The 4,168-nt window shown below is 73.5% G+C and carries 3 protein-coding genes; 1 reads left to right on the top strand and 2 read right to left on the bottom strand.

Features of this window, described 5'->3' with window-relative positions:
• Positions 1-371 precede the first annotated feature (371 nt).
• Positions 372-1,868 carry a phytoene desaturase family protein gene (locus CCN35_RS24430; protein ID WP_067392768.1) on the top strand — a complete coding sequence of 499 codons (1,497 nt, stop codon included), beginning with the start codon at positions 372-374 and terminating at the stop codon, positions 1,866-1,868.
• 12 nt (positions 1,869-1,880) lie between these two features.
• On the opposite strand, the gene CCN35_RS24425 is transcribed toward CCN35_RS24430, so the two are convergent.
• Both CCN35_RS24425 and metF read right to left on the bottom strand, forming a co-directional pair.
• A complete protein-coding gene (locus CCN35_RS24425) occupies positions 1,881-2,843 on the bottom strand; it encodes an SCO2102 family sporulation regulator (RefSeq protein WP_067392765.1) in 963 nt (320 codons plus the stop codon).
• Between the two features lie 56 nt (positions 2,844-2,899).
• Positions 2,900-3,823, bottom strand: a complete 924-nt coding sequence (gene metF, locus CCN35_RS24420; RefSeq protein ID WP_067392762.1) for a methylenetetrahydrofolate reductase [NAD(P)H] — start codon at positions 3,821-3,823, stop codon at positions 2,900-2,902.
• Between the last annotated feature and the right edge of the window lie 345 nt (positions 3,824-4,168).

Below are 4,168 nucleotides of genomic sequence, written 5' to 3'. Positions count from 1 at the left end.
CCCCCTCGGCCGGGTCGGTCGGGCCGGTCGGTTCCCCTTGTCCCCCCGTTCCCCCTGTTCTCCGGGGTTCTCCGGGTTTCGTCCCCCTGCCTCGCTCCCGCCGATCCGGGCCGGCGGAAGGAGCGGTCGAGGGCCGCGCCGTTCCGCCGCCCCGTGTCGGCGGTGCCGGCGCCGGACCCCGTTCCGTGCCTCCACTCTCCCGTCCACGCGCCTTCCTGCTCATCCGCGCGCGTACTCATTTCACCGACTAGGTACGGATACTCAGTCCCGCGTGCTCATCCCCGCGCCCCGGCCGTGCCGCACCCGCGGGAAGGCCGCCGGCCGGTGGGGTGCGGACGGGGCCGCCGGCGCGGGTCGCTACAGTCGCCGGCATGGGACGAATCGTGGTGGTCGGTGCTGGGATGGGCGCGATGGCAGGGGCTGCCCGGCTGGCTGTCGCGGGGCACCGGGTGACGGTGTTCGAGCGGACGGAGACCTACGGCGGCGCGGTGCGCCGGGCCGAGCGGGACGGCTTCGCCTTCGACCTCGGGCCCGGGCTGCTGCCGCTGCCCGCCGTCTACCGCGACCTGTTCGTCAAGACCGGCAAGGAGCCGCTGGAGGACTGCGTCGAGCTGGTCCAGGTCACCCCGTCGGCGCGGCACGTCTTCGCGGACGGCACCGAGGTGTCCCTGCCCAACGCCTCCCGCGGGGGTGTCGTCGCGGCCCTGGAGGAGGCCCTGGGGGCGGGCGCCGGCCGGCGCTGGGGCGACTTCCTGGTGCGGGCGCGCGAGACCTGGGACCGCTGCCGGCGTCCGCTGCTGGAGGAGCCCCTGTGGCCCAACTGGTCCGTGCTGGCCGAGCGCGAGCCCTACCCGGCCGTCCCGCACAGGCGCCTGCTGCGCACCCGCCGGGCCGGCACGCTCGCCGAGGTCGGGGCCTGGGAGCTGCGCGACGCGCGTCTTGCCGCCCTGCTGGAGAGCCATGCGCTGGCGTACGGACTCGATCCGCGGACGGCCCCGGCGAGCGCCGCCGTGCTGCCGTACATGGAGCACGCCTTCGGCACCTGGTACGTCCGCGGCGGTCTGCGCGAGCTGGCGCGCGCCGTGTACGAGCGGTGCCTGGCCCGCCGGGTCGAGTTCGTCTTCGGCGCCGAGGTCACGCGGATCGTCGAGAAGGACGGGCGGGCGGCCGGGGTCGAGCTCGCCGACGGGACCGTGGCCGAGGCGGACTTCGTGGTCGCCGGCACCGGCCCCCGGGCGCTGGAGGGCATGGTCCGGGGCACGTCCCTTCGGGGTGCGGGAGAGGTGCCGCCCCAGCCGGGGGCGCCCAGCCGTCTCACCGTGCTGCTGGCGCTGCGCGGCGGCCGGCCCGAGGGGACGGCCCATCGGACGGTGGTCCACGCACCGGACCGCGAGGCCGAGCTCGACGCGCTGTTCGGCCCGGTTCCCCGCCTGCCCGCGCAGCCCACGGTCACGGTGTTCCGTCCGGACGACCCGGCGCTGGTCCCGGACGCCGGGCACGAGGCGGTCAGGCTCACGGCGACGGTCCCGGCGGGGGTCTCGGAAGGGCTTCAGGAGCAGGCCGACCGCATGATCGACGCCGCCTCGCGTGCCGTGCCCGGGCTGCGCGACCGGATCCTGTGGCAGGAGATCCGCACCCCGGCCGACATCGCCCGGGCGACGGGCGCGGAGGGCGGCGCCGTTCCCGCGCCGGCGCTCGCCGCGGCAGAGGGACGCCTGCTGCACCCGGCCAACAGCACCGCGCTTCCGGGTCTGTTCGCCCTCGGCGGCTGGGCGCATCCCGGCGGCGGGCTGCCGCACGCCGGGATGTCGGGCGCGCTGGTGGCCGGACTGATCGTGGAGGGGCCGGAGTTCCGCGGCTCCCAGTGAGCCGGGCGGCGGTCAGAAGCGGTACTGCTCGCCGAAGCCCGAGCCGTGCTGCCGGTCCTGGGTGCCGCCCTGGTACGGGTACGTCTGCTGCTCCTGCGGGAGTTCGCCGCCGTAGGACTCGTCGTTGCGCTGCTGCGGGACCCAGACCCCGCCGGCCGGGGTGTCGCCGCCGTAGCCCGTGCCGGCGTAGGCGTCCTGGGTGCCGTAGCCCTGCTGCCCGTAGTCCTGCTGGCCGCCGTAGCCGGCGGCGTAGGAGGTGCCGTCGTAGGTCTGGGTGCCGGCGTACGGGTCGGAGTAACCGGCGTACTGCTGCTGGCCGGAGGCGTCGTAGCCGTATCCCTGCTGCCCGTAGCCCGAGTAGTCGTACGCGTAGCTCTGCTCGGCGGTGGCGTACTGGTCCTGGGTCCGGTCCGTGCCCGCCTGCCGGCCCGAGCCGCCGTAGACGCCGTACGAGCCGGTGTCCTCGGGCAGGGGCTGCGGCTGGTACACCGTGGTGGCCTCCCCGCCGCCCGAGCGCGGCTGCGGGGTGAAGACGTCGTCGTGGTCGTCGTCGTGGTCGTACGACAGGTTCTCGTAGCCCGGCAGGGCCCGCATGGTGCCGGTGTCGCTGCGGGCGCCGTCCGCGCCGTCGTCCGTCCCGAGGTCGGAGACCTCCGGTGCCGCTTCCTCGTCCTCGTCCCTGCCGCGGCGGCGCGACGGCTTCCCCTCTCCGTCGGCGCCGGGACGGCCGACCGCCCAGCCGGCCGCGAAGCCGCGGCGGAAGGACAGTGTGACGAAGGTCTGGCCGACCGCGAACGCGGACGCGCCCAGACCGATGACGACGACGGACGGGATCAGTACACCGAGGACGACACCGAGGAAGCCCACGAAGGCGAGCAGCCGCCAGCGCAGGCGTGCCTTGTACTGCAGCAGTACCTCGCCGAGCAGCCACAGCGCGACGATGCCGAACGCGATGTAGAGGACCGTCCAGCCCATGTACGCCCCTCTCCCAGTGGCCGCTACGCAGTGTGTCGCATACGGAGGCGGCCGGTCTAGGCCTGCGGCGTGTGGTGCAGGCCCAGGTTCTCGTAGATTTCCAATGTTGCCGTGGAGTTGTTGAGCGTAATGAAGTGCAGTCCGGGCACTCCTTCGGCCAGCAGCCGCGCGCAGAACTCCGTGGCGAACTCGATTCCAATGGAGCGTACCGCCGCCGGATCGTCCTTCGCTGTGAGGATCCGCTCTTTGAGGCCGTCCGGGATGGTGGCGTTGCTGAGCAGGGGCAGCCGCTCGAGCATCCGCACGCTCGTGACCGGCATGACCTCGGGGATGATCGGGGTGTCGCAGCCGGCCGCGGCGACGCGGTCGCGCAGGCGGAGGTAGGACTCCGGCTGGAAGAACATCTGCGTGATGGCGTAGTCGGCGCCGGCGCGGCACTTGTCGACGAAGTGCCTGACGTCGGTCTCCCAGTCGGCCGACCGCGGGTGCATCTCGGGGAAGGCGGCGACACCGACGCAGAAGTCCCCCGACTCCTTGATGAGCCGGACGAGTTCGGCCGCGTACATCAGCCCCTGCGGGTGCGGGACCCACTCGCCCATGGGGTCGCCGGGCGGGTCGCCGCGCAGGGCGAGCATGTTGCGGATGCCGGCGTCGGCGTACTGGCCGATGATGTTGCGCAGCTCGGCGACGGAGTGGTTGACGGCGGTGAGGTGCGCGACCGGGGTGAGGGTGGTGTCGGCGGCGATCTGCTCGGTCTCCTTGACCGTGCCCTCACGGGTGGAACCGCCCGCGCCGTAGGTCACGGAGACGAAGTCCGGTGCGACCGCCTCGACCCTGCGCAGCGCGTTCCACAGGTTCCGCTGGCCCTTCGGGGTTCTCGGCGCCGAGAACTCGAACGAGTACGTCGGCTTGCCGGTGGCGAGGATGTCACGCACGGTGCGTGCGCGATCAGTCCTGATGGATGCGGTTCCGAGGGCCATACCCGCAGGTTAGCCAGGGGGCGGTGGTCCCCCAACCGGAAGCCGTGCATTTTGCCCGATTTGCCGGGCCGCTGTCCACCCTTCGGACAGCGGCGCCCGAAATGAGCGGATCTCAGGGCCGAGGTGTCCGCGGGCTGAGACGCCGCTCCACCGTGCCTCTACTCGGCCTCCCGCGTGCCTTCCCGCCCGGCGTCCCGCGCGGCTGCGGCGGGCGGTCGAACAGGACGCCGCACAGGACACCGCGCGGGACGCCGGGCGGGAAGGCACGCGGGAGGCCGAGTAGAGGCACGGTGGAGCGGCGTCTCAGCCCGCGGACACCTCGGCCCTGAGATCCGCTCATTTCGT

Source organism: Streptomyces thermovulgaris, assembly GCF_002155915.1.
GTDB lineage: Bacteria > Actinomycetota > Actinomycetes > Streptomycetales > Streptomycetaceae > Streptomyces > Streptomyces thermovulgaris.
This window is presented reverse-complemented; position numbering and strand designations above follow the sequence as displayed.

Excerpts from the sequence above, each read along its gene's own strand:
- CCN35_RS24425 (WP_067392765.1), bottom strand. The coding sequence starts at position 2,843 with ATGGGCTGGACGGTCCTCTACATCGCGTTCGGCATCGTCGCGCTGTGG.
- CCN35_RS24430 (WP_067392768.1), top strand. The coding sequence starts at position 372 with ATGGGACGAATCGTGGTGGTCGGTGCTGGGATGGGCGCGATGGCAGGG.
- metF (WP_067392762.1), bottom strand. The coding sequence starts at position 3,823 with ATGGCCCTCGGAACCGCATCCATCAGGACTGATCGCGCACGCACCGTG.